At 74.4% G+C, this 23,025-nt stretch carries 26 protein-coding genes and 1 pseudogene; 15 read left to right on the top strand and 12 right to left on the bottom strand.

Annotation, left to right across the window (positions count from 1 at the left end; genetic code table 11):
• Positions 1-115 precede the first annotated feature (115 nt).
• Positions 116-598, top strand: a complete 483-nt coding sequence (locus G7075_RS13135) for a molybdopterin-dependent oxidoreductase (RefSeq protein WP_371814069.1) — start codon at positions 116-118, stop codon at positions 596-598.
• A 14-nt stretch (positions 599-612) separates the two neighbouring features.
• A complete protein-coding gene (locus tag G7075_RS13130; RefSeq protein ID WP_166122425.1) occupies positions 613-1,368 on the top strand; it encodes a ferredoxin reductase in 756 nt (251 codons plus the stop codon).
• Between the two features lie 158 nt (positions 1,369-1,526).
• Here the strand turns inward: G7075_RS13130 and G7075_RS13125 are convergent, their stop codons facing one another.
• The gene (locus tag G7075_RS13125) at positions 1,527-2,462 is read right to left on the bottom strand and encodes a GAF domain-containing protein (protein WP_205860499.1); all 936 of its coding nucleotides are present in this window, start codon (positions 2,460-2,462) and stop codon (positions 1,527-1,529) included.
• Positions 2,456-2,731 carry a hypothetical protein gene (locus G7075_RS20345; RefSeq protein WP_205860498.1) on the bottom strand — a complete coding sequence of 92 codons (276 nt, stop codon included), beginning with the start codon at positions 2,729-2,731 and terminating at the stop codon, positions 2,456-2,458. The genes G7075_RS13125 and G7075_RS20345 overlap by 7 nt, the downstream gene beginning before the upstream one ends.
• Before the next feature lie 190 nt (positions 2,732-2,921).
• Here G7075_RS20345 and G7075_RS13120 point away from each other — a divergent pair, with 190 nt between their 5' ends.
• Both G7075_RS13120 and G7075_RS13115 read left to right on the top strand, forming a co-directional pair.
• On the top strand, positions 2,922-4,754 hold the full coding sequence (locus G7075_RS13120) for an NAD(P)/FAD-dependent oxidoreductase (protein WP_166122423.1): 1,833 nt from the start codon (positions 2,922-2,924) through the stop codon (positions 4,752-4,754).
• 165 nt (positions 4,755-4,919) lie between these two features.
• On the top strand, positions 4,920-5,420 hold the full coding sequence (locus G7075_RS13115) for a hypothetical protein (protein WP_166122421.1): 501 nt from the start codon (positions 4,920-4,922) through the stop codon (positions 5,418-5,420).
• On the opposite strand, the gene G7075_RS13110 is transcribed toward G7075_RS13115, so the two are convergent.
• Complete coding sequence (locus G7075_RS13110) at positions 5,417-6,412, bottom strand: aldose epimerase family protein (protein WP_166122419.1); 996 nt, start codon at positions 6,410-6,412, stop codon at positions 5,417-5,419. The genes G7075_RS13115 and G7075_RS13110 overlap by 4 nt on opposite strands.
• Before the next feature lie 108 nt (positions 6,413-6,520).
• On the opposite strand from G7075_RS13110, the gene G7075_RS13105 reads away from it, so the two are divergent.
• Complete coding sequence (locus G7075_RS13105) at positions 6,521-6,958, top strand: hypothetical protein (RefSeq protein ID WP_166122409.1); 438 nt, start codon at positions 6,521-6,523, stop codon at positions 6,956-6,958.
• A gap of 119 nt (positions 6,959-7,077) precedes the next feature.
• A complete protein-coding gene (locus tag G7075_RS13100) occupies positions 7,078-8,454 on the top strand; it encodes a cell wall metabolism sensor histidine kinase WalK (protein ID WP_166122407.1) in 1,377 nt (458 codons plus the stop codon).
• On the opposite strand, the gene G7075_RS13095 is transcribed toward G7075_RS13100, so the two are convergent.
• Entirely contained in the window at positions 8,423-9,112 is a 690-nt protein-coding gene (locus G7075_RS13095) for a response regulator transcription factor (RefSeq protein ID WP_166122405.1), read from the bottom strand. The two genes, G7075_RS13100 and G7075_RS13095, sit on opposite strands and share 32 nt — an antisense overlap.
• 213 nt (positions 9,113-9,325) lie before the next feature.
• A complete protein-coding gene (locus tag G7075_RS13090; protein ID WP_166122403.1) occupies positions 9,326-9,598 on the bottom strand; it encodes a Rho termination factor N-terminal domain-containing protein in 273 nt (90 codons plus the stop codon).
• A 156-nt stretch (positions 9,599-9,754) separates the two neighbouring features.
• On the opposite strand from G7075_RS13090, the gene gabT reads away from it, so the two are divergent.
• The 3 genes from gabT (at position 9,755) to G7075_RS13075 (ending at position 13,468) form a co-directional block, all read left to right on the top strand.
• Positions 9,755-11,089: a 4-aminobutyrate--2-oxoglutarate transaminase gene (gene gabT / locus G7075_RS13085; protein ID WP_166122401.1), complete on the top strand. Its 1,335-nt coding sequence runs from the start codon at positions 9,755-9,757 to the stop codon at positions 11,087-11,089.
• Between the two features lie 2 nt (positions 11,090-11,091).
• Positions 11,092-11,895 carry an SDR family NAD(P)-dependent oxidoreductase gene (locus tag G7075_RS13080; protein ID WP_166122399.1) on the top strand — a complete coding sequence of 268 codons (804 nt, stop codon included), beginning with the start codon at positions 11,092-11,094 and terminating at the stop codon, positions 11,893-11,895.
• A gap of 121 nt (positions 11,896-12,016) precedes the next feature.
• Positions 12,017-13,468 carry a nitrate/nitrite transporter gene (locus G7075_RS13075; RefSeq protein ID WP_240917602.1) on the top strand — a complete coding sequence of 484 codons (1,452 nt, stop codon included), beginning with the start codon at positions 12,017-12,019 and terminating at the stop codon, positions 13,466-13,468.
• Between the two features lie 65 nt (positions 13,469-13,533).
• Here the strand turns inward: G7075_RS13075 and G7075_RS13070 are convergent, their stop codons facing one another.
• From G7075_RS13070 to G7075_RS13050, 5 genes are all read right to left on the bottom strand, one after another.
• Positions 13,534-13,884 carry a hypothetical protein gene (locus G7075_RS13070; protein WP_166122397.1) on the bottom strand — a complete coding sequence of 117 codons (351 nt, stop codon included), beginning with the start codon at positions 13,882-13,884 and terminating at the stop codon, positions 13,534-13,536.
• 207 nt (positions 13,885-14,091) lie between these two features.
• Positions 14,092-15,246 carry an acyl-CoA dehydrogenase family protein gene (locus tag G7075_RS13065; protein ID WP_166122395.1) on the bottom strand — a complete coding sequence of 385 codons (1,155 nt, stop codon included), beginning with the start codon at positions 15,244-15,246 and terminating at the stop codon, positions 14,092-14,094.
• 72 nt (positions 15,247-15,318) lie between these two features.
• Positions 15,319-16,161, bottom strand: coding sequence for an SGNH/GDSL hydrolase family protein (locus G7075_RS13060; RefSeq protein WP_166122393.1), 843 nt, complete (start codon positions 16,159-16,161; stop codon positions 15,319-15,321).
• Positions 16,158-16,856, bottom strand: coding sequence for a uracil-DNA glycosylase (locus tag G7075_RS13055; protein WP_166122391.1), 699 nt, complete (start codon positions 16,854-16,856; stop codon positions 16,158-16,160). The genes G7075_RS13060 and G7075_RS13055 overlap by 4 nt, the downstream gene beginning before the upstream one ends.
• A 24-nt stretch (positions 16,857-16,880) precedes the next feature.
• Positions 16,881-17,228, bottom strand: a complete 348-nt coding sequence (locus tag G7075_RS13050) for a metalloregulator ArsR/SmtB family transcription factor (RefSeq protein ID WP_166122389.1) — start codon at positions 17,226-17,228, stop codon at positions 16,881-16,883.
• A gap of 117 nt (positions 17,229-17,345) precedes the next feature.
• Between G7075_RS13050 and G7075_RS13045 the strand changes: the two genes are divergently transcribed.
• The 6 genes and pseudogenes from G7075_RS13045 (at position 17,346) to G7075_RS13020 (ending at position 21,931) form a co-directional block, all read left to right on the top strand.
• Positions 17,346-17,864: an ArsI/CadI family heavy metal resistance metalloenzyme gene (locus tag G7075_RS13045; protein ID WP_166122387.1), complete on the top strand. Its 519-nt coding sequence runs from the start codon at positions 17,346-17,348 to the stop codon at positions 17,862-17,864.
• A gap of 92 nt (positions 17,865-17,956) precedes the next feature.
• A pseudogene (gene arsB / locus G7075_RS13040) lies at positions 17,957-18,942 on the top strand (ACR3 family arsenite efflux transporter).
• The gene (locus tag G7075_RS13035; RefSeq protein WP_166122385.1) at positions 18,926-19,351 is read left to right on the top strand and encodes an arsenate reductase ArsC; all 426 of its coding nucleotides are present in this window, start codon (positions 18,926-18,928) and stop codon (positions 19,349-19,351) included. The pseudogene arsB and the gene G7075_RS13035 overlap by 17 nt, the downstream one beginning before the upstream one ends.
• 89 nt (positions 19,352-19,440) lie before the next feature.
• Positions 19,441-20,076: an HAD family hydrolase gene (locus G7075_RS13030; protein ID WP_240917601.1), complete on the top strand. Its 636-nt coding sequence runs from the start codon at positions 19,441-19,443 to the stop codon at positions 20,074-20,076.
• Positions 20,077-20,088: 12 nt separating this feature from the next.
• Positions 20,089-21,453, top strand: coding sequence for an aspartate aminotransferase family protein (locus G7075_RS13025; RefSeq protein ID WP_371814241.1), 1,365 nt, complete (start codon positions 20,089-20,091; stop codon positions 21,451-21,453).
• Positions 21,454-21,637: 184 nt separating this feature from the next.
• Positions 21,638-21,931 carry a DUF3263 domain-containing protein gene (locus G7075_RS13020; protein WP_205860497.1) on the top strand — a complete coding sequence of 98 codons (294 nt, stop codon included), beginning with the start codon at positions 21,638-21,640 and terminating at the stop codon, positions 21,929-21,931.
• 185 nt (positions 21,932-22,116) lie between these two features.
• Here G7075_RS13020 and G7075_RS13015 read toward each other — a convergent pair whose 3' ends face one another.
• Positions 22,117-22,707 (bottom strand): DUF3349 domain-containing protein, encoded by a 591-nt coding sequence (locus tag G7075_RS13015; protein WP_166122380.1) that lies wholly within the window; start codon positions 22,705-22,707, stop codon positions 22,117-22,119.
• Positions 22,708-22,715: 8 nt separating this feature from the next.
• On the bottom strand, positions 22,716-23,015 hold the full coding sequence (locus G7075_RS13010; RefSeq protein WP_166122378.1) for a hypothetical protein: 300 nt from the start codon (positions 23,013-23,015) through the stop codon (positions 22,716-22,718).
• Positions 23,016-23,025 lie beyond the last annotated feature (10 nt).

The following is a 23,025-nucleotide window of genomic DNA, read 5'->3' as shown; positions in this document are numbered from 1 at the left end:
TGGACGTCGTCACGAGAGGGTTCGCCGGCCGCCGCGGCCCGTCGAACCCGCGCATCCCCCGGGCCAGTACCTCGAGCGCGACTTCCCGGTGCTGTCGGCCGGGCCGACACCCGGGGTGCGCACCGAGGAGTGGCGGCTCGACGTCCTCGACACCGACGGCACGCGCCGCCGCCTCTCCTGGGCCGACCTGATGGCCCTGCCCGCCGAGGACCTGACGACCGACATCCACTGCGTCACCAAGTGGAGCAAGCTCGACACGACCTGGCGCGGCGTGCCCCTCGAGGCGGTGCTCGACGGCGCCGGCCGGCTGGCCACGCACGTGCTCGTCCACGCCTACGGCGGCTACACCACCAACCTGCCGATGGAGGACGTCACGGGCGGGCGCGCCTGGGTCGCCACCCACTACGGAGGGAAGCCGCTGACCCCCGAGCACGGCGGCCCGGCCCGCCTCCTCGTGCCGCACCTGTACCTCTGGAAGTCGGCCAAGTGGGTCAACGGCCTCGAGCTGCTCACCGAGGACCACCTCGGCTTCTGGGAGCGGCTCGGCTATCACGCGCTCGGCGACCCGTGGCGCGAGCAGCGCTACGTCGGCGACTGAGCGGCGCCGGCACGATGACCTCCCCAGCGGGCACGCCCGCCCCCACCCCGATGCCCTGGCGGCTGGCCCGTGTCGAGGACGGCTGGCTCGAGACCCGTACCGCCCGCACGGTGGTGCTCGAGGTCCCCGGCTGGCCGGGCCACGCCGCCGGCCAGCACGTCGACGTGCGGCTCACGGCGGCCGACGGCTACACCGCGACCCGCACGTACTCCGTCGCCTCCGCGCCCGAGCCCGGCCGGCTCGTGCTCACCGTGCAGCTCGTCGGCGACGGGGAGGTCTCGCCGTGGCTGGTCGAGGAGGCCAGGGCCGGCGACGAGCTCGAGGTCCGGGGCCCCATCGGCGGCTGGTTCCGCTGGAGCGCCGAGATGCCCGAGCCGGTGCTGCTCGTGGCGGGCGGCTCCGGGGTCGTGCCGCTCATGGCGATGCTCCGCGAGCGCCAGCGCACCCGGTCGAGCACCCCGTTCCACCTCGTCTACAGCGCCCGCACGCCCGACCACGTCTTCTACACGAACGAGCTGCACGCGATGGCCGTCACCGCGTCGGGGCTGCGCATCGACCGGCTGTACTCCCGCGGTGGGCTGCCCGACGACGCGCGTCCGCCCGGCCGTCTGCGCCCCGGCGACCTGCCCCCGGTCGACGCCTTCCCCGCCCCGCCGCTGGTCTACTGCTGTGGCCCGTCGGGGTTCGTCGAGGCGGCGACCCGGCTCCTGCTCGACGGTGGCCACGACTCGGGCGCCATCCGCACCGAGCGCTTCGGCCCCTCGAGCTGACCCCGTCCCCGGCCCCGGCACCTTGGCCGACCTCCCCGACCGACCCGACTGATTGCCCAGAACCCACCTCGGGAGGGCCGAAACGACCCCGAGAGGTGGGTTCTGGGCAATCAGTCGGGATGAGGGGGTGGGTCGGGGTCGCGGGTCGGGGTCGCGGGTCAGGGGTCGCAGGTGAGGCGGACGCCCTCGGCCACGCGGTAGGGCGCCGCCGCCACCAGCGCACCGACGACGCGTCGCAGCCGGCTGACCTCGGCCCGCACGGTGACCTGGTGCTCCTCGTCGCCGAACAGGGCACGGCTCAGCGCGGCGGCCGTCATCCCCTCCGACCCCGCCCCCGCGAGCAGGCGCAGGATGGCCGCGTGCCGCGGGGTGAGCGACGCCCGCCAGCCGGCGTCGCCACCGGGCGCACCGGACACCTCGAGCACCGCCTCCCCGCCCACCGACACCAGCCGGGCGGTCAGGGACGTGCCGCGCTCGTCCGGACGCACCAGCCAGCCCTCACCGAGCCGCTCGGGCAGGCACAGTCCCAGCCCGGGCACGGTGAGCGGCCGGTCGGGCCGGGGGGCGGCGATGCGGTCGCGGACGAGCACGCCGCTGTAGTGCGCGACCCAGCCGTCGTCGTCGACGAGCAGCACCGGCCCCGTCGTCGTCGCGAGCACGTGCTCGGCCGAGCGCCGCAGCCGCTGCAGCGACTGCTCGTGGTGGCGCCAGAGTCGGGCCTCGGCGAGCTTGGTGGCGGTGTCGACGAGGGCGATGAGCGCCGGGTGCAGCGTCAGGGCAGGCCCCGAGACGTCGACGACGCCCAGCAGCGCACCGGTCCGCGGGTCGTGCACGGGCGATGCGGTGCAGTACCAGGGGTGCTGCCCCTCCTCGAAGTGCTCGGCCGAGAACAGCTGCACCGGAGCCTGTTCCGCAAGGGCGGTGCCGATGGCGTTGGTGCCGACGTGGTCCTCGGTCCACGTCGCGCCCTCGGTGAACCCGAGGGTGTCGGCCTTGCGCAGCACCCCGGCGGACCCCTCCCGCCAGAGGATGACGCCCTCGGCGTCGGTGACGACGACGATGAAGCGCGAGGCGTCGGCCACGGACGTCAGCACCGACCGGACCTCGTCGATGACCAGGGCGAGGGGGAGTGGTGCCGCCGGCGCTCGACCTCGGCCCACGGCAGCGGCTGGCGGGCGTTGGCGTGGGTGGGGTCGAGCCCGAACCCGAGCACCCGGGTCCACGAGCGGGAGACGAGGGGCCGCAGCGGGGCGGGGGCCGACGCGCCACCCATCACGGCGTCGTGGACGCGGCGCAGCGCCCGGGCGTGCTGCCCGAGGTCGGTGCCGGGCACGACGGCACTTCCGGCGCTGTAGGGCGTCATCGTCGACTCCTCACCACCCGGCGGCGGGCGCGCGGGCGATCCCGTCAGGGTAGCCGCCGGCCCGCGCCGCCGCCCCCTGCGACCGGGCGGCGTGCAACGCGCTGCAACCCTTCCCGCGACCCGCCGGCGCGGGGTGTCCTGACCCGGAGCGCGGACGACGAGGTCCCCGCATCCCGCGAAGGAGCAGCCGATGACCGACACCCTGGAGCGACCCCCGACCGACGAGCGGTCCGCCCCCGACCGGGCCGACGCGTGGCTGGCGACCTTCGAGGACGCCCTGACCGCCGGCGACGTGGACCGGGCGGCCGGCCTGTTCGCCGCGCAGAGCTTCTGGCGCGACCTCGTGTCGTTCAGCTGGAACCTCACGACCGTCGAGAACCCGGACGGCGTCCGCGACCTGCTCGGCGAGACGCTGGGGCGCACCCGCCCGTCGGGCTTCGGGACGAGCGAGCCGGCGACCGAGGACGGCGGCGTCGTCACGGCGTGGTTCACCTTCGAGACGGCCGTCGGACGGGGCACCGGCCTCCTGCGGCTGCGCGAGGAGGACGGCGCCGACAGGGCCTGGACCCTGCTCACCACCCTCGACGAGCTCAAGGGCCGCGAGGAGCCGCGCCGCACCCGCCGGCCGATGGGCGCCGAGCACGGCGCCGCGCGCGAGCGCACCACGTGGAAGGAGCGGCGCCAGGCCGAGGCCGAGTCGCTCGGCTCGACCACCCAGCCCTACGTGCTCGTCGTCGGCGGCGGCCAGGGCGGTATCGCGCTCGGGTCGCGGCTGCGCCAGCTCGGGGTGCCGGCGCTCGTCATCGACAAGCACCCGCGACCCGGCGACCAGTGGCGCGGGCGGTACAAGTCGCTCTGCCTCCACGACCCGGTCTGGTACGACCACCTGCCGTACCTCAAGTTCCCCGACAACTGGCCGGTGTTCGCCCCGAAGGACAAGATCGGCGACTGGCTGGAGTCCTACGTCAACGTCATGGAGGTGCCGTACTGGTCGAGCACCGAGGCCCGCTCGGCGACGTGGAACGAGGAGGCCGGCGAGTGGACCGTCGAGGTCGAGAAGGAGGGGCAGCCCCTGACCCTGCGACCGACGCAGCTCGTCTTCGCCACCGGGATGTCCGGCAAGGCGCGGATGCCCGAGGTCGAGGGGATGGACGTGTTCCGCGGCGACGTGCACCACTCGTCGCGCCACCCCGGCCCGGACGCGTACCGCGGCAAGCGCGCCGTCGTCATCGGCAGCAACAACAGCGCCTTCGACATCTGTGGAGCGTTGTGGGAGAACGACGTCGACGTGACGATGGTCCAGCGCAGCTCGACGCACATCGTCAAGAGCGGCAGCCTGATGGAGTACGGGCTGGGTGACCTCTACTCGGAGCGGGCGCTCGACGCGGGCGTGACGACCGAGAAGGCCGACCTCATCTTCGCCTCGCTCCCGTACCGGATCCTCCACGAGTTCCAGATCCCCGCCTACGAGAAGATGGCCGAGGTCGACAAGGACTTCTACGACCGGCTCGAGGCCGCCGGCTTCTGGCTCGACTGGGGCGACGACGGCTCCGGCCTGTTCATGAAGTACCTGAGGCGCGGCTCCGGCTACTACATCGACGTCGGTGCCGCCGACCTCGTGGCCGACGGTGAGGTCAAGCTCGCGCACGGCCAGGTCGTCCGGCTGACGGAGGACGCGGTCGTGCTCGACGACGGCACCGAGCTGCCGGCCGACCTCGTCGTCTTCGCGACCGGCTACAACTCGATGAACGGCTGGGTCGCCGACCTCATCGACCAGGAGACCGCGGACCGGCTCGGCAAGTGCTGGGGCCTCGGCTCGGACACGACGAAGGACCCCGGCCCGTGGGAGGGCGAGCAGCGCAACATGTGGAAGCCGACCCAGGTGCCGAACCTCTGGATGCACGGCGGCAACCTCCACCAGTCACGGCACTACTCGCTCTACCTCGCGCTCCAGCTCGCGGCGCGCTTCGCCGGCCTGGAGACCCCGGTCTACCGGCTCCAGGAGGTGCACCACACCGGCTGACGCCGCCACCCGTCCTCGACGCCCTGCGATCCCGTCGAGGGGACAGGACACGCCGCGCGGTCTCTCGCCCGTGCGGCGTGTTCCGCCCTCCCGGGCGGAGTGTGCCGCGGCGCCCCGGGGCGTCGTCCCCCGGTGCCGACCGGTCCGCGCCCGTACCGTGGTGGCGTGCCCGACCCGAACCGGGCGTACCGGTACCTCGTGGCGACCCTCGACGCCGCCGCGGCCGCGCGCGCCCACGACCTCGCGCTCGCCGACCTCGACGACGGGCTGCCCGTCGCCGTGCTCGACCTCGTCCGCACCGAGCTGCTCGTGGGCCACCGGGTCGGCCCGGCCGACACCCCGGCGCTCGCGCGCTACCTCGTGACGGCCGAGCGCCGGCGCCCCGGGGTGCTCGTCGCCCTCCTGCCGCGCGGGGTGTCGGAGGCGCTGCTCGCGGCCCTCGAGGCCGAGGCCCCGCGCGCGCTGCTCGACGGGTACGGGGGATGGAGGGAGCCGGCGCCCACACCCGCGGGACCGTCCGACGACACCGGACGCAGCGGCTCCTGGGACCGCCTCGAGGACGACGGCGTCTACCAGTTCGTGCTCGACAGCCAGCGGGCGCTCGCCGGCCAGCCCCCGCGCGTGCACGGCCGCGGGCGCGGCCGGTCAGCGGGCGGGCGACGCTAGCCGGCGCCGAGCCGCCAGCGGGTGACGGCCGTGAAGACCTCGCCGGGCCGCAGCACGGCATCGGGGAAGCCCGGGTGGTTCGGGGCGTCGGGGAAGCCCTGGGTCTCGAGGGCCACGCCGGCGCACCGGCCGTACGGGCGCCCGCCGATGCCGGTGAGCGTCCCGTCGAAGTGTGCGCCGGTGTAGACCTGCAGCGCCGGGCGGTCGGTGTGCACCTCGAGCCACCGCCCGGACGGCGCCACGAGCCGTGCGGCACACCGCATCCCGGCGCCGTCGAGGACGAGGTTGTGGTCGAGGCCGCCGCCGTGGGCGAGCTGCTCGGAGGGCTCGGCCAGCACGTCGCCGATGCGGCGTGGACGGCGCAGGTCGAACGGGGTGCCGTCGACCGGCTCGACCGTGCCCGTCGGCACGAGGTCGGCGCGCACCGGCGTGTACGACCCGGCCGCCACCTCCAGCGTGTGGTCGAGGACGTCGCCCGCTCCCTCGCCGTCGAGCCGGAAGTACGCGTGGTTGGTCAGCCCGAGGTAGGTCGGCCGGTCGGTCGTCGCGTGGTGGGTGACGGTGACCTCGTCGTCGGTCACGTCGTAGTCGACCCGGGCCCGCACCGTCCCCGGGAGCCCCTGGTCGCCGTCGGGGCTGGTCAGGGCGAGTGCGACGTGGGTGTCGCCCTCCTCGAGCACCCTCCACTCGCGGGCGTCGAAGCCCTCCGGCCCGCCGTGCAGGGCGTTCGGCCCGTCGTTGGGCGGCACGGTGACCGGCACGCCGTCGAGGACGGTCCGGCCGCCGGCGAGCCGGTTCGTGAAGCGCCCCACCGTCGCCCCGAGGTACCCGCCGCCGCCGACGTACGTCGCCGGGTCGGCGTGCCCGAGGACGACGTCGACCGGGCCGTCCCCGGAGTCGAGGACCAGCCGGCGGACCGATGCCCCGGAGGTCAGCACCTCGAGCCAGAGGGGGCCCGTGCCGAGCCGGAGTGCGCGCGGGTGCAGGTCCATGACCGCCATCCTCCCGCGTCGACACCTCCGGGAGTACGTTGTGGGGACGGAGCCCGTCGCGGGGGGACATCGCGGCGTGCTCACCGACCGCACCGAGGGGGAACACCCATGCGCACCATCCACGCCGTCCGTACCGTCCTCGCCGGGGCCGCAGCCGTGCTCGTCGCGGCCTCCGCGACCCCGCAGGCCGTCGCCGCCAGCCTCGAGGTGAACAACGCCACGGGCATCGGCAGCCACGCGTGCAACGTCACCGCCGACGGAGGCTCGGCCGGCGAGGCCTGCTTCCGCCGGGACGGGGACTACTTCTACCTCTTCTCCTACAACCCGGGCGTCCGGGTGGCCGTCCAGTGGCGGCTCACCGACGGCTCACGACAGGGGCTGATCCGGTGGAACCCGACCGACCAGTACCGCTGGGGCGTCAAGAACAAGGACTTCTACGAGTACAAGACCGTCCAGTTCCGGTTCGGGGTCTGCCAGGGCGGTGGCTGCGACGCCGTCGGCGAGGTCTCGTGGCAGACGGGCTGGAAGTCCTCCCCGGTCGCCTGAGCACCCCGGCCCCCGCGGCGACCCGGTCCGACCGGGGCGCTGCGGCGAACCGTGCCGCCGCGGCGCCGGGCCCCCTGCGGGTGGGCTCGGCGGCGCGGGGCCCCGCCTACACTCGCGGCATGCGCATCCGGCTGGGCCTGAGGAGCCGCATCCTCGCCCTGACCATGCCGGTCGTCCTGCTCGTCAGCGCGGCGCTCGCGGGCATCGTCTACCTCTCCCTCGGGCAGGTCCTCGAGGCCTCGGCGCGCGACGTCGCCCGGGCCGAGGCCGTCGAGCTGCGGGCCGACCTCGGGGTGCACGGTGTCGGCGACCTCATCGCGACGCACGCCGTCATCGACGGCAACCGCATCGTCCAGGTCGTCGACCCCCGCACCGGCGAGGTCGTCGCGGCCACCGGCGGCGCCCCGACCGCCCCGCTGGCCCGCCCGACCCTCGAGGGGGAGGAGGTGCGGCTCGGTGAGGTCGACGACCTCCCCGGTCAGCCCGCGGGCGCGTGGGTCGTGGCCGCCACCGACGGCACCAGCCCGGAGGGCGAGCACTACACGCTCGTCGTCGGCGTGCCGACCCGGGTCGAGGCGACGGCGCTCGGCCAGTCCACCGAGTTCGCGTTCATCGGGGCGATCGGCCTCATCGCCCTGCTCGGCTCGGTGACGACCTTCGCGGTCGGCCAGGCGCTGCGACCCGTCGAGCGGATGCGCGACCAGGTCGAGGGCATCGCCTCGGCCGGCTCGCCCGGACCGGGCCCCGCCCTCGAGGTGCCCGCCGGCCGCGACGAGCTGACCCGGCTGGCCGAGACGATGAACCACCTGCTGGCCCGGATGCAGCGGGCCGACGCCTCCCGCCGGGCCTTCGTCGCCGACGCCGGCCACGAGCTGCGCAGCCCGCTGGCGACCATCCGGGTGCTGCTGGACCGACTGGCCGAGGAGCGGCCCGCCGCCGAGCGCGCCACGGTCTCGGCCCGGGCCTCGGCGGAGGTCGACCGGCTCGCCGTGCTCGTCGAGGACCTGCTGACCCTCGCCTCCGCCGACGAGCACGCGATGGTCCTGCACCGCACCGAGGTCGACCTCGACGACGTCGTCCTCGGCGAGACCGGGGCCCTGCGCGCGCGGGGGATGCCGGTGTCCGTGGCCATCGAGCCCGTGCGGCTCGACGGCGACCAGGCCCGGCTCGGCCGGGTCGTGCGCAACCTCCTCGAGAACGCCGAGCGGCACATGCACACGACGGTGCGGGTGCGGCTCGCGCACGACGGTGACGACGCGCTGCTCACCGTCGACAACGACGGCCCGCCGATCGAGCCCGCGGACCGCGAGCGGGTGTTCGGGCGCTTCGTCCGGCTCGACGACTCGCGCACCCGGGGCACCGGCGGCACCGGGCTGGGGCTGGCCATCGTGGCCGAGGTCGTGGCCGCCCACGACGGCCGGGTCGAGGCGACCGAGAGCCCGGAGGGCTGGTGCCGCTTCGCCGTCAGGCTCCCTGCGGGTCCTCCAGCGGGTTGAGCCGGTAGCCCAGGCCGCGCACCGTCTCGATGACCTTGACGTCGAACGGGGCGTCGACCTTGCGCCGCAGGTAGCCGATGTAGACCTCGACGACGTTGTCGGCGCCGGGGTAGTCGGAGTCCCAGACGTTCTCGAGGATCTCGGCCTTGCTCTGCACCATCCCGGCCTTGCGCATCAGGTGGTGCAGGAGTGCGTACTCGCGGGCGGTCAGCTGGACCTCGCGGCCCTCGCGGGTGACGCGGCGGGTCGTGGGGTCGAGGCTCAGGGGGCCGGCCGTCAGGGCGACCGGGCGCTCGGGGGCGCCCCGGCGGGCCAGGGCCTGGAGGCGGGCGAGCAGCACCGGGGTGCTGAACGGCTTGGTGACGTAGTCGTCGGCGCCGAGCTCGAAGGCGTCGGTCTGGTCGAACTCGCCGTCCTTGGCCGTGAGCATGAGGACGGGGGTCCACACCTTGTGCTCGCGCAGGTGCTTGAGGACGTCGTAGCCGTTGAGCCCCGGGAGCATGATGTCGAGGACGATGACGTCGTACTGCCCGGCGACACCCATCCGCAGGCCCTCGCGCCCGTCGGCGCAGTGGTCGACGACCCAGCCCGCCTCGCGCAGCGCGTCGTCGAGCGCGGCGGCGAGCGGGCGCTCGTCCTCGACCAGCAGGAGCCTCACGTCGCCTCCCGTCCTCGTCGATGTCGTCCGCCCGCGCGGCCCGACCACCAGCCGTTCTCAGGTACAGTACTCGGGTCCCCACAGCCCGTCGGGCGGATGGTGGACCCCGAGCCGGCGGCCGGGAGCTGCGAACCCCCTGCACGCAGCTCCTGGCCGCCACCTCGTTCCGGCACCGGGGTGTCCTCGCAGGTCAGCGGCCTCGGCCCGGTCGCCTCAGTGGTTCCGGAGGGCGTCGACCAGCTCCGCCTTCGACATCGACGAGCGGCCCTCGACCTCCAGCTCACGGGCCCGCGCACGCAGCTCGGCCACGGTCCACTCCTCGTACGACGGCGAGGTCCCTCCCCGGCGCCCGACGCTCGAGCGGGAGGTGTTCGCGGCCGCGTTGGCGATGCGCGCCGACTTCTCCTTGCTGTTGCCCTCGTCACGGAGCTTCTCGTAGAGCTCCGCGTCCTTGACCGAGGGTCCGGGGTCCTTGCGTGCGGGCACGGCGGCCTCCTTCGTCGGTGGTGGGTGTCGACCTACCCCCTCGAGGCCCTCGCCACGCGGGGTCAGGGGCGGTGGCGGAGCGGGCCGGACGGGCGTCGCGCAGGACGACGGATTCCGCGGGTTCCGGGGCCCTGCACCCACGGATAGGATGCCCGCATGATCGAGCAGCAGCGGATCCTCACCACGGCCATCCCCGGGCCGCGCTCCCAGGAGCTCCAGTCCCGCAAGACGGCCGCCGTCGCGGCGGGAGTCGGCACCGGCCTGCCGGTCTACGTCACCGACGGCGCGGGCGGCATCATCCGCGACGTCGACGGCAACCAGCTGATCGACCTCGGGTCCGGCATCGCCGTGACGACGGTCGGCAACGGCAACCAGCGGGTCGTCGACGCCGTGACCGAGCAGATCAGCCGGTTCACCCACACCTGCTTCATGGTCACGCCCTACGAGCCCTACCTCGGCGTCTGCGAGAAGCTCAACGCGCTCACCCCCGGCGACCACGAGAAGCGGTCGGCGCTGTTCAACTCCGGCGCCGAGGCCGTCGAGAACGCCGTGAAGATCGCCCGGCACGCCACCGGGCGGCAGGCGGTCGTCGTCTTCGAGCACGGCTACCACGGCCGCACCAACCTCACGATGGGCATGACCGCGAAGAACATGCCCTACAAGCACCGCTTCGGGCCCTTCGCCCCCGAGGTCTACCGCGTGCCGATGGCCTACCCCTACCGCTGGCCGGGCGGCGCCGAGCGTTGCGCCGAGGACGCCCTGCGCACGGTCACCGAGATGATCCACGCGCAGGTCGGCGAGGACAACACGGCCGCCGTCGTCATCGAGCCGATCCAGGGCGAGGGCGGCTTCATCGTCCCGCCGGAGGGCTTCCTGCCCGGGCTGGCCGAGTACTGCCGCGAGCACGGCATCGTCTTCGTCGCCGACGAGGTCCAGTCCGGCTTCTGCCGCACGGGCGACTGGTTCGCCAGCGACCACGAGGGCGTCGTCCCCGACCTCATCACCACCGCCAAGGGCATCGCCGGAGGCATGCCGCTCGCCGGGGTCACCGGCCGCGCCGAGCTGATGGACGCCGTCCACGGCGGCGGCCTCGGCGGCACCTACGGCGGCAACCCGGTGGCCTGCGCCGCCGCGCTCGCGAGCATCGAGTCGATGGAGGTCGACGACCTCGCCGGCCGCGCGCGCAGCATCGGCAAGATCCTCGGTGACCGGCTCGGGTCGCTCGCCGAGAAGCACCCCGAGATCGGCGAGGTCCGCGGGCGCGGCGCGATGATGGCCATGGAGCTCGTCACCGACCCCGCCACCAAGGAGCCGGCCGCCGCGCTCGCCGGTGCCGTCAACAAGGGCTGTCACGACCGCGGCGTCGTCACGCTGACCTGCGGCACCTACGGCAACGTCTTCCGCTTCCTGCCGCCGCTCTCCATCGGCGACGACCTGCTCCACGAGGCGATGGACGTCCTCGAGGAGTCGATGGACGCGGCCCTGGCCTGACGGTGCCGCCCACCCTCCCCGCCGCGTTCGACCTCACGGGGCGCACCGCCCTGGTCACCGGCGCCGGGTCGCCGACCGGCATCGGGATGGCGTGCGCCCGCCTGCTCGCCGAGTGCGGCGCGCGGGTGGTGCTCGGAGCGACGACCGACCGCGCCCACGAGCGGGCCGCCGAGCTGCGGGACGAGGGCCACGAGGCCGCCGGTGCCGTCGCGGACCTGACGAGCGAGGAGGGCGCCGCGGCGGCCGTCGCAGCGGCCCTCGCGCTGGGCGGCGGGCTCGACGTCCTCGTCAACAACGCGGGGATGGTGTCGGTCGCGTCGGGCGGCGACTACCTGGGGGGCGACCTCGAGGGCACCCCGCCCGACCGGTGGTCGGCCTCGCTGGCCCGCAACCTCGACACCGCCTACCTCGTGACCCGGGCCGCCCTGCCGCAGCTGCGCCGCAGCGGCTCGGGCCGGGTCGTCATGGTCTCCTCGACCGCCGGGCCGGTCATGGCCCTGCGCTCCGACGTCGCCTACGCGGCGGCCAAGGCCGGGCTCGTCGGGCTGGCGAGGGCGCTCGCGGTCGACGAGGCGGTGCACGGCATCACCGCCAACGCGGTCGCTCCCGGGTGGGTCGCCACGGGGTCGCAGACGCCGTCGGAGGCGCGCGAGGGCCACCTCGTGCCGACCGGCCGCTCCGGCACGCCCGAGGAGGTCGCGGCCGCGGTCGCCTTCCTCGCGAGCCCGGGCGCGGCCTACGTCACCGGTCAGCTGCTCGTCGTCGACGGCGGCAACGGCGTAGCCGAGGAGCGCCTCCCCGGCTGACCTCCACCATCGGCCGTCGAGTGCGGAAGTGGCTGCCGGGGCAGCCACTTCCGCACTCGACCCGAGCGGAGGAGGACGGACGGTGTCCGGAGCCGCCGCGCGGCGCTCGTAGAATCTCCCCGTGACCCGCCCCGTGCTCCGCCAGGTGCACACCATCGGGAAGCGCCGGGCCTGGGCCATCTGGGCGGTGGGCCTGTCGGTCTACGTCCTCGCGGTCTTCCACCGCACCTCGCTGGGCGTCGCCGGGCTGCTGGCCGCCGAGCGCTTCCACATCTCCGCCGCCCAGCTCTCGACCTTCACGGTCGTCCAGCTGACGGTCTACGCCGCGATGCAGATCCCGGTCGGGGTGCTGCTGGACCGGTTCGGCTCCAAGAAGCTCCTGCTCACCGGGCTGGTCCTCATGTCCGCCGGGCAGCTGTGGTTCGCGGTCGCGGGCTCCTTCCCTGTCGGTCTGGCCGCCCGCGTGATGCTCGGGGCCGGCGACGCCATGGTCTTCACCTCGCTGCTGCGCCTGGTCGCCGTCTGGTTCCGGGTCAAGCAGGCCCCGTTCATCACCCAGCTGTCCGGCATGGTCGGCCAGCTCGGCGCGGTCGTGGCGGCCACCCCGCTCGCCGCCGCCCTCGCGACCTTCGGCTGGACCCGCTCGTTCGCGACGGCGGGCGGCATCGGACTCGTGCTCACCGTGGCGCTGGTGCTCGTCGTCAAGGACTCGCCCTACCGCGGGGAGGCGGTCGAGCGGATCAAGGTGCGCGCCCTCGCCCGCACCCTCGCCGAGGTGTGGGGCAACCCCGGCACGCGGCTCGGCCTGTGGGTGCACTTCACCTCGCAGTTCGGGGCGACCGTCTTCACGATGCTCTGGGGCTACCCGTTCCTGCTCAGCGAGGGGATGGCGCCGCGCACGGCCTCGCTCGTCCTCGTCGTCATGACGTTCACGGCGATGGCGGCCGGCCCGGTCATCGCGGCCTTCACCTCCCGCCTGCCGTACCGGCGCTCCCAGCTCGTCCTCGGCATCGTCGGGGCCATCGCGACGGCCTGGGCCGTCGTGCTGCTCTGGCCCGGGCCGGCACCGGCGTGGCTGCTCTTCCTCCTCGCGGTCGTCACGGCGGTCGGCGGGCCCGGCTCGATGGTCGGCTTCGACCTCGCCCGCACCTTCCACCACTCCTCGCGGCTCGGCCGGGCCACCGGGGTGGTCAACGTCGGGGGCTTCACCGCCTCGTTGCTGGCCATCGCGCTCATCGGCATCGTGCTCGACCGGCTGGCCCCGGGCGGCCCGAGGACTACACGCTCGCCGACTTCCGGATCGCGATGTCGGTGCAGTTCCTCTTCTGGGGCCTCGGCGCCGTCCAGCTGGTGCGCTACCGCCGCAAGGGCCTGGCCCACGTCGAGGCCGCCCACCCCGAGGCCCTCGACGCCCTGCGCCGGGGCGAGACGCTGCTGCCCGGCATCTCCCGCGACCCCGACGACTGACCGGGCGCACCGCGAGTTCGTTCGACGTTCGCCGCGTCGATGCGTGTCGGTTGCGGACCGGGACGCCTGCGGTGCCTACCGTGGTCGAGGACCGGGCCACGTATGAGATGGCCCGGTCCCGCCGTGTCCGGGGCCGGTCGCGGTGGTGGGGACGGTCGCGCGGTGGCGGGGTCAGCCGGCGGGGGCGTAGAGGCCGCTGGGCGAGGCGCAGAACGCGAACGAGCCGCCGGCCCGCGCGTGGTACTCGAGGACCCGCTGGCCGATGCTCAGCCGCAGCAGCTCACCCTCGACCGTCATCTGCGGGTAGGCCATGCCCTTCTTCGGGCAGCCGAGCGAGCCGTCGCTCCAGGTCACCCGCTGGTAGCCGGCGATCTCGACCGTGCCCGGGGCGATGCCCGAGCGGCCCGCGGCGTCCTCGAGGGCTGCCTTGACGGCCGGCCGGTCCGCGAGGCCCGGGGGGAGCGCGTCGTCGGCCGGCGGGGGACGGTGGGGGGCGCCGAGGGGAGCGTGGTGCTCGTCCACGGGCTGCTCGACGGGGTGCCGGAGGCGGTGCCGGGCTGGTCCGAGGCGCTCGCACCGCCCCCGGACCCGGCGGTCGTGCTGCCGCACCCCGCGAGGGCGAGGGCGACGAGGGCGGTGGTGACGGTCAGGCGGGTGCGCACGGTGGTCCTTCCGCAGGGGTCGTCGGTGGGACGCGCCGGGCCCGGGCGTGGTTCCGCCCGGGCGGGGTCAGCGCAGGACGTGCCGGCCGATGACGAGGCGCTGGATCTGGTTGGTGCCCTCGAAGATCTGGGTCACCTTGGCCTCGCGCATGTACCGCTCGGCGGGGAAGTCCTGGGTGTAGCCGGCCCCGCCGAGCACCTGCACGGCGTCGGTCGTCACCCGCATCGCGGCGTCGGTGGCCACGAGCTTCGCGACCGCCGCCTCCTTGCTGTACGCGCGCCCGGCGTCCTTGAGCCGCGCGGCGTGCAGGTAGGTGGCGCGGGCGCTCGTGACCGCGGCCTCCATGTCGGCGAGCAGGAAGGACAGGCCCTGGAACTCCCCGATGGCCCGGCCGAACTGCCGACGCTCCTTGGCGTAGGACGCCGCGAGGTCGAGGGCCCCCTGGGCGAGCCCGGTGGACGCGGCGGCGATGCCCAGCCGGCCGGCGTCGAGGGCGGACAGCGCGATGGCCATCCCCTGGCCCTCCTCGCCGATGCGGCGGTCGGCGGCGACGCGGACGTCGTCGAACATCACCTCGCGCACGGTGTCGCAGTGCAGGCCCATCTTCCTCTCCGGGGCGCCGAACGAGATGCCCTCGGCGTCGGCGGGGACGACGAGGCAGGACAGGCCCTTCCCGCCGTCGTCGGAGGTGCGCGCGAAGGTCGTGTAGTAGTCGGCGTGGCCGGCGTGGCTGATCCACGCCTTGCGCCCGCGGATGACGTACGCGTCGCCGTCGCGGGTCGCGCGGGTGGTCATCGAGGCGATGTCGCTGCCCGCCAACGGTTCCGAGAGGCAGTAGGCGCCCAGCTGCTCGCCCGAGAGCATCCCGGGGAGGAGGGCGGCCTGCTGCTCGGCCGTGCCGAAGGTCGTGACCGGGTAGGCGGTGAGGGAGTGCACGGAGACGCCGACCGCGACGCTCATCCACGCCGAGGCGACCTCCTCGACGACCTGGAGGTAGACCTCGTACGGCTGGCCGTAGCCGCCGTGCTCCTCGGGGTGGGGGAGGGAGAGCAGGCCCGCGGAACCCAGGGTGCGGAAGACCTCGGTGGGGAAGGACTCGCCGGTGGCCGCGGCCCGCTCGGCGTCGTCGACCCGGGGCCGCAGCTCCTTGGCGCAGAGCTCGCGGGTCAGGTCGATGAGGTCCTGGCCCTCCTCGGTCGGCATGAGCCTCGTCGCTGGCATGCCCCGAGGGTACCGAGGTAGTTGGACGTCCAACAAAGTCGGCGAGCGGCGGCCGCCCGCGGCCACCGTGGCTCAGAGCTCGGGCAGCTGCTGGTGCTCCGGCTCGTCGTGCGGGTCGCGGAGGTGCTCGAGCGTGGGGCGCTTGGCGTCGCGCCGGTCGCCAGAGGAGGTGCCCCGCACCCGCCGCTCGACCCACGGCGCCGCGTGCGTGCGGACCCACTCGGCGTGGCCGCGCAGCGCGTCGGCCCGGGTGGTGCGGTCGGCCGGCGGCAGCGGGGTCGACCACCGCGCGACGTCGGTGTCGTGCCCGAGGGCGGCGAGCGCGGCCATCGCCACCCGCTGGTGCCCCTCGGTCGTCAGGTGGATGCGGTCCTCGGCCCACATCCGCCAGTCGCGGAGGGCGGTCATCCCCCAGAGGTTGAGGACGTGGCAGTCGTGGCGCTGGGCGATGGTGAAGATGTTCGCCGTGTGCACCGCGTGCCGGCCGCGCAGGGCACGGAACAGGCCGGCGTCCCGGGTGTCGGTGGGCGTCGCGAGGAGCACGTCGGCGCCCGAGGCCCGCAGCCGGACGACGGCCTCCTCGAGGCGCGCGGCGAGCCCGTCGAGGTCGACGCTCGGGCGCAGCAGGTCGTTGCCGCCGCCGACCATCGAGACGAGGTCGGGGCTCATCGTCAGCGCGGCGTCGAGCTGGGGCCCGACGACGTCGGACAGGGTGCGGCCGCGCACGGCGAGGTTGGCGTAGCCGAACGGCAGGTGCTCGGCCTCGGCCACGGCGTCGAGCCGCAGGGCGAGCCGGTCGGCCCACCCGACGTAGGCGTCGTCGCGCTCGGGGTCGGGGTCGGACATCCCCTCGGTGAACGAGTCGCCGATCGCGACGTAGCGGGTCCAGACCGGGCGGGCGGCCGGTGTCGTCACGGGAGCCTCCAGTCGACCGGGTCGGCCCCGGCCTCGGTGAGCAGGGCGTTGGCGCGCGAGAAGGGGCGCGACCCGAAGAAGCCGTTGTGGGCGGAGAGAGGGCTGGGGTGGGCGGACTCGATGCAGGGGATGCCCGGCAGATGGGCTGTGAGAGAACGGGCGTCGCGTCCCCAGAGGATCGCGACCAGCGGGCCACCGCGCTCGACGAGGGCCTGGATGGCCCGCGCCGTGACCTCCTCCCAGCCGCGGCCACGGTGGCTCGCCGGCTTGCCGGGGGTCACGGTGAGGACGCGGTTGAGGAGGAGGACGCCCTGGTCGGCCCACGGCGTGAGGTCGCCGCTGGTCGGGCGTGGCAGCCCGAGGTCGGTCTCCATCTCGGTGTAGATGTTGACGAGGCTGCGCGGCGCCGGCCGGACGTCGGGCTCGACCGAGAACGACAGGCCCATCGCGTGCCCGGGCGTCGGATAGGGGTCCTGGCCGACGACGAGCACGCGGACGGCGTCGAGCGGCTGCTGGAAGGCGCGCAGCACGTGGGGCCCGCCGGGGAGGTAGCCGCGACCGGCCGCGACCTCGGCGCGCAGGAACTCGCCCATCCGCGCGACGACCGGCTCGACGGGGGCCAGGGCCTCGGCCCAGCTGGGGTGCACGAGCTCGTGGAGCGGCTTCGGGGGGCTCGGGGCCGGCGGGGTGGACATCGCTCCCACCCTATGACGCCGGGGTCAGTCGAAGACCGCCCGGACGTCGGCCAGCCTGCTCGGCACGAGCCGGTACCAGGCCCAGGTGCCGCGGCGCTCGCGCTCGAGGAGCCCGGCCTCGGTGAGCACCTTGAGGTGGTGGGAGACGGTGGGCTGGGCGAGCCCGACGAGGTCGGTGAGGTCGCAGACGCAGGCCTCGCCGCCGTCGGTGGCCCGGATGGCGCTGAGCAGCCGCAGCCGCACGGGGTCGGCGACCGCCTTGAGGAGGGCGGCGCTGCGCTCGGCGTCCTCGCGGGTCAGGCCGCCGTCGACGCCGATGCCGCAGCAGGAGGCCGCGGTGGTGGGGGCGAGGGGGAGCTCGCGGACCGGCACGGTGCCTCCTGCGGATCGACGGATCTCTATATTGACACACGTCGATGCGAGGGTCCAGAGTGGGGCTCGTCAGACATCGACGGTCGTCGATGCACCCGTCTCCACCCGGAGGTGCCCATGCCCTCGTCCACCCCCACGACCGGCCGCGTCCAGCTCGCCCTGAACGTCAGCGACCTCGAGGCCTCCGTCGCGTTCTACTCCGCGATGTTCGGCGTCGAGCCGCACAAGCGCCGGCCCGGGTACGCCAACTTCGCCGTCGCCGAGCCGCCGCTCAAGCTCGTGCTCATCGAGACGAGCGAGGCCGCGCGCGGCACCGGCACCGTGGGCGCCCTCAACCACCTCGGGGTCGAGGTGTCCTCCACCGACGACGTGGTGGCCGCCCGCACGCGCTTCACCGAGGCCGGCCTCGCGTCCTTCGACGAGGACGACACGACCTGCTGCTACGCCCTCCAGGACAAGGTCTGGGTCCACGACCCGGCCGGCGCGCCGTGGGAGGTCTACACCGTCAAGGACGAGAACCCCGCCGACGGCCGCCCCGCCACCGCGAGCCTCGAGGTCCTCGCCGGTGACGGCGGGTGCTGCACTTCGGCCGCCGGCCACGCCGAGCGCGCCGCCGAGGGGGCCTGCTGCCCGTGACCGTCCGTCCCGACACCCCGGCCGACGCGCCGGTCACCGTCGCGCGCCTGTCGACCCTCGACCGGTGGCTCCCGGCGTGGATCGGGCTCGCGATGGCCGCCGGGCTCGGGCTCGGGCGGGTCGTGCCCGGGCTGGGGTCCGGGCTGTCGGTGATCGAGGTCGACGGTGTCTCGCTGCCCATCGCCCTCGGCCTGCTCGTGATGATGTACCCGGTGTTGGCCAAGGTCCGCTACGACCGGCTCGACACCGTCACCCGCGACCGGCGGATGCTCGTCGCCAGCCTCGTCCTCAACTGGCTGCTCGGCCCGGCGCTGATGTTCGCGCTCGCCTGGCTGCTGCTGCCGGACCTGCCGGAGTACCGCACCGGGCTCGTCGTCGTCGGGCTCGCGCGGTGCATCGCCATGGTGGTCATCTGGAACGACCTCGCGTGCGGTGACCGGGAGGCGGCGGCGGTGCTCGTCGCGCTCAACTCCGTCTTCCAGGTCGTGGCCTTCGCCGGGCTCGGGTGGTTCTACCTCTCGGTCCTGCCCGGCTGGCTCGGGCTGCAGCAGACGGCCCTCGACGTCTCGCCCTCGGACATCGGTCGCTCGGTGCTCGTCTTCCTCGGGGTGCCGCTGCTGCTCGGTTACCTGTCGCGACGGCTGGGTGAGAAGCGTTGGGGCAGAACGGCCTACGAGCGGTCGTTCTTGCCGAGGGTGGGGCCGTGGGCGCTGTACGGGCTCCTCTTCACCATCGTCGTGCTCTTCGCGCTGCAGGGCGAGCAGGTCACCGGTCGGCCGCTCGACGTCGCGCGCATCGCCCTGCCGCTGCTCGCCTACTTCGCCGTGATGTGGGGCGGCGGCTTCCTCCTCGGTCACGGTCTCGGGCTGTCGTACGAGCGGACGACCACGCTGGCCTTCACCGCCGCCGGCAACAACTTCGAGCTGGCCATCGCCGTGGCCATCGCCACCTTCGGGCCACCTCGGGTCAGGCGCTCGCCGGGGTCGTCGGCCCGCTCATCGAGGTCCCTGTCCTCGTCGCCCTCGTCCACGTCTCGCTCACCCTCCGGAAGGGGTTCCCCCGTGCCCGACCGTCCTGACCGCCCGTCCGTCCTCTTCGTCTGCGTGCACAACGCCGGCCGCTCGCAGATGGCCGCCGCCTACCTCCACCACCTGTCCGGCGGCGCCGTCGAGGTGCGCTCGGCCGGCAGTGCGCCGGGGTCGTCCGTCAACCCCGTCGCCGCCGAGGCGATGCGCGAGGAGGGCATCGACATCTCCGCCGAGCGCCCGACGCTGCTGACCCCCGAGGCCGTCAGGGCCTCCGACGTCGTCGTGACGATGGGCTGCGGCGACGCCTGCCCGATCTTCCCCGGCAAGCGCTACGAGGACTGGGTGCTCGACGACCCCGCCGGGCAGGGCCTCGACGTCGTCCGGCCGATCCGCGACGAGATCCGGCGCCGGGTCCTCGGCCTGCTCGACGAGCTCGGGGTGGCGGCGGTCGGGACCTGACCGCCCCACGGCCGACGGTGGGGCGGTGCGGACCGGCGCGCCACGCGTCGGCAGACTGGCCCGGTGACCTCGACCCCCCCTGGCCCACCGTGCTCTTCGACCTCGACGGCACGCTCGCGGACACCATCCCGCTCATCGTCGCCTCGTACCAGCACGCCTTCCGCAGCGTGCTCGCCGAGGAGGTCGAGGAGGCCCGGGCCCGGGCGTGGATCGGCCGACCCCTGCTCGAGGCGCTGCTCGAGGAGGACCCCGAGCACGGCCACGCCCTCGACGCCGCCTACCGCGAGTGGAACCTCGCGAACACCGGCCGGCTCATCCGGCGCTACGACGGGGTGCCCGAGATGCTCGAGGCGCTGGACGCCGCGGGCGTCCGCACGGCCGTCGTCACCTCGAAGCGGCAGGAGACCGCCCGGCTGGCCCTCGAGGGCGTCGGCATCGACCACCTCGTCGCCGTCGTCGCCGGGCTCGAGGACACCGACCGGCACAAGCCGCACCCCGACCCCCTGCTGCACGGGGCGTCGGTGCTGGGCGCCGACCCCGCGACCTGCGTCTACGTCGGCGACGCCACGGTCGACGTGCAGGCCGCCCGGGCCGCCGGGATGGCCGCCGTGGCCGTCACCTGGGGCGCTGGGGAGCCCGCCGCGCTGGCCGCCGAGCGGCCCGACGCGCTCCTCGACGACGTCGCCGCCCTGACCGCACTGCTGCTGGGGCGCGACGGCTCCTAGACTCCGGGCGTGATCCCGACCTCCCAGTACGAGCGCAACGCCCACGAAGAGCTCTCCGAGCTGCTCGCCGCCGTCACGGCCTACGCCGAGGAACGGATCCGGATGGAGCCGCCGCTCGACCGGGTGCGCACCCAGGAGGACCTCGACTCCGCCCTGGGCCGGACGATCACCACGGGAGGCATCGGGGGCGTCGAGGCGATGCGCCTGTTCGCCGAGGAGCTCGCGCCCGCGTGCCTGTCGGTCGACCACCCGCGCTACCTCTCCTTCATCCCCTGCGCGCCCGCCGACGCCGCCGTCGTCTTCGACCTCGTGGTCGGTGCCTCGTCCATCTACGCCGGCTCCTGGCTCGAGGGGTCCGGAGCGGTGTGGGCCGAGAACCAGGCGCTGCGCTGGATCGCCGACCTCGTCGGGATGCCCGAGCAGGCCGGCGGGGCGTTCGTGCCCGGCGGGACCATCGGCAACCTCTCGGCGCTCGTCGCGGCCCGGGGTGCGGCGCGGCACCGGGCGGCCGGCGGGGTGCGCCCGTACCGGGTCGCGGCGACCGCGGGGGCGCACAGCTCGATCGCGTCGGCGTGCGAGGTGATGGACGCCGATCTCGTCGGGGTGCCGGCCGACGACGCGGGCCGGCTCACGGGGGCGGCGTTGCGGGAGGTGCTCGAGGCGAACGGCCCGGAGACGTTCTTCGCGGTCGTCGCGACGGCGGGCACGACGAACTTCGGCATCGTCGACGACCTGGCGTCGGTCGCCGAGGTCTGCCGCGAGCACGGCATCTGGTTCCACGTCGACGGCGCCTACGGCGGGGCCGGGCTGGCCGCCCCGTCGGTGCGTGATCTCTACGCGGGCATCGAGCACGCCGACTCGTTCATCGTCGACCCGCACAAGTGGCTCTTCGCGCCCTTCGACTGCTGCGCCCTGCTCTACCGCGAGCCCGGGCTGGCGCGCGCGGCGCACACCCAGCGCGCCGGGTACCTCGACGTCCTCACCGAGGCCCCGGAGTGGAACCCGACCGACTACTCGGTGGGCCTGACCCGACGGGCCCGCGGGCTGCCGTTCTGGTTCTCACTCGTCGTCAACGGGACGGACGCCTACACGGCGGCCGTCGAGCGGACCCTCGCCGTCGCGCGGTACGCCGAGGAGGAGGTGGCGCGCCGGCCCGAGCTCGAGCTGGTGCGCGAGCGCGACCTGTCGGTCGTCGTCTTCCGGCGCCTCGGGTGGTCGCCGGCCGACTACCAGGCCTGGTCGGACCGGATGCTCGCCGACGAGTTCGCCTTCGTCGTGCCGACCTCGCATGACGGCGAGACCCTGGCCCGCTTCGCCATCGTCAACCCCGCGACGACCGAGGCCGACATCGCCGCCATCCTCGACACGATGGCCTGAGCCCGGTCCTCCCGCGGAACGGCCCGGCCGATGGGGTCCGTGGGGGCGGTGTGACTCGTGAGTCGTCCGAACGGTCGGATGTCCAGCCGACACGCGCAGCACCCCGTCAGCGGAATGACACGACTGTCATTCGGCGGCTACAGTGAGGGCCGCAGCCGCACGCAGGGAAGGGTCGAGAACACACGTGAGTGCCGCGTCCGAACAGGTCACGACAGCAGTGGGCATCCCGTCGCTCTCCGAGCGCGACCGGGAGGTCCTGGCGTTCGAGCGCCAGTGGTGGAAGTACGCCGGCTCCAAGGAGACGGCCATCAAGGAGCTCTTCGACATGAGCTCGACCCGCTACTACCAGGTGCTCAACGCGCTCATCGACAACCCCGTCGCGCTCGCCCACGACCCGATGCTCGTCAAGCGACTGCGCCGCCTGCGCGCCAGCCGCCAGCGCGCCCGCTCGGCCCGCCGCCTCGGCCTGGAGCCCTGAGCCGCCACCCCCGAACCAGCGACGCCCGTCCGTGAGGGAAGCCGGACGGGCGTCTCTGCGTCCGGACCCCGGTGCCCGCTCGCCGGATGAACCCGTCGAGAGTAGACAACACGCCGCATGCGCGAGGGCGCACACGGCGTGTTCTCTACTCTCGACGGTTCGGAGGCCGGCCCGGCCGGCCCCGGTCAGGGGAGGTCGGGGTCGGGGAACTCGACCGGCCAGCCCTTCTTGGCCAGCTGGTCGCGCACCCGCTTGAGGTCCTTGCTGCTCGGGTCGGCGTGCGTGTACGACGTGATCATCGCGGCGATGTCCGACGGCCCGGCGGGGCTGACGTCGGCCCGGCGCAGCGCCTTGGCGACCTTCTTGACCTCCGAGCGGGTCAGCCGGCGCTCGAGCAGGGCGAGCAGGGGCACGTAGTCGTGCTCGGGCACCCCGCCCGGGTAGCCCTCGCGCAGCCAGTTGACGATGCGGGCCAGCGGCGAACCCTCGCGCGGCGGCGCCTCGTCCTCCTCCTCCTCCATCCCGCCGAGCGGCCAGCCGCCGAGGACGAGCTTGGCCGAGACCTGGCGCAGCTGCTCGTCCTCGGGCACGAGGGCGCGCAGCGACTTGCGGGAGAGCAGCTTCTCGGCGGCGAGCTTGCGCAGGACGTCGTGCGCGGCCTCGGAGCCGAGGCGCTCGTGGAGGACCGCGTTGAGGGCGGCCGCCTCCGTGTCGGCGACGCCGTCGGGGAAGCCGGCACGGATGTGGGCGATGACCGCGTGGGAGAGCTGGGGCATGGGGCGGCTCACTTCTTGTCGACGATGACCGGGACGATGTTCTCGAAGCTGACGGCCTTCCCGAAACCGCCGGCCACGATGAGGACGAGGCCGAGCAGCACGCCCACGACGATGACGGCCACGAGGACGGTGGCCAGCGCCCGGCCGAGCGGCGTGTGGCGGGGCGGGGTGTCGCCGTGGGCCGGGGTGGCGCCGATGGCCAGGGCGCGCATGGCCAGCGCGTAGACGACGGGCAGGCCGGCACCGAAGACGAGACCGGCGACGAGCACCTTCCCGGCCCCCTCGAGGGCGAGCGTCAGGCTGTTCATGGGTCGGTCC

Source organism: Phycicoccus sp. HDW14 (assembly GCF_011383005.1).
Lineage (GTDB): Bacteria > Actinomycetota > Actinomycetes > Actinomycetales > Dermatophilaceae > Phycicoccus.
The sequence above is the reverse complement of the archived record's forward strand: the minus strand, read 5'-3'. Positions and strand labels throughout refer to the sequence as shown.